Raw genomic sequence first — 679 nt, 5'->3', positions numbered from 1 at the left:
TTCTAGATCTTGACAAAGATGCAGTATACAAAAAATTAACAAAATCCAGCTACTAGCTCTAATCGAAAATCCTGTTCCAGATGTTTTGAATATGGATATTATAAAAGCAAAAGATATAATATCAAAGAAAAAATTTGCATATAAAATTATCGGCGATGGAACAAAAGTGTTAAACCAAGTCCCAAAACCGGATATAAAAGTGAACGCCAATTCAACAATAACGCTTTACACAACTAAAAACGAAAAACAAACTCAATGTATCGTGCCAAACATTTTAAGGATGACACTCGCTCAAGCGCAAAGAGCATTAACAAATGCCGGGCTTAATATGAAAATAACCGGTTCCGCCGTATCAAAAACTTCATCATCAATAACAGCGATTTCACAAAGCCTAAAAGCAGGAACCAAAGTTCCTGCATCAACCATAATAACCGTAGAATTCCGTTCAGGCGATATAAACGACTAACACATAGGAGAAGACACATGAACATCAACGAACTAAAGCATATTGATGTAACAAACGATACCCGCAAAATAATTAAAGGCGGCATATTCGTTTGCACACATGGTTCAGGAATAGATAGACATACCCTTGCTAAAGAAGCGGCAGACGCTGGAGCTAAATATATCGTTTGCGAGTATCCGCTAGAAACTTCAGCACAAGAGATAATCGTTCCCG

The 679-nt window shown here is 37.0% G+C and carries 1 protein-coding gene and 1 pseudogene; both read left to right on the top strand.

Translation table 11 applies throughout. The annotated features are described in order from the left end of the window. Nucleotides 1-85 precede the first annotated feature (85 nt). On the top strand, nucleotides 86-466 hold the full coding sequence (locus ACYVTD_RS15135) for a PASTA domain-containing protein (protein ID WP_461248536.1): 381 nt from the start codon (nucleotides 86-88) through the stop codon (nucleotides 464-466). Nucleotides 467-483: 17 nt separating this feature from the next. Continuing rightward, nucleotides 484-679: pseudogene (locus ACYVTD_RS15130) on the top strand (hypothetical protein); the annotation flags it as partial.

The organism is Treponema sp. R6D11 (assembly GCF_054786075.1).
The sequence above is the reverse complement of the archived record's forward strand: the minus strand, read 5'-3'. Positions and strand labels throughout refer to the sequence as shown.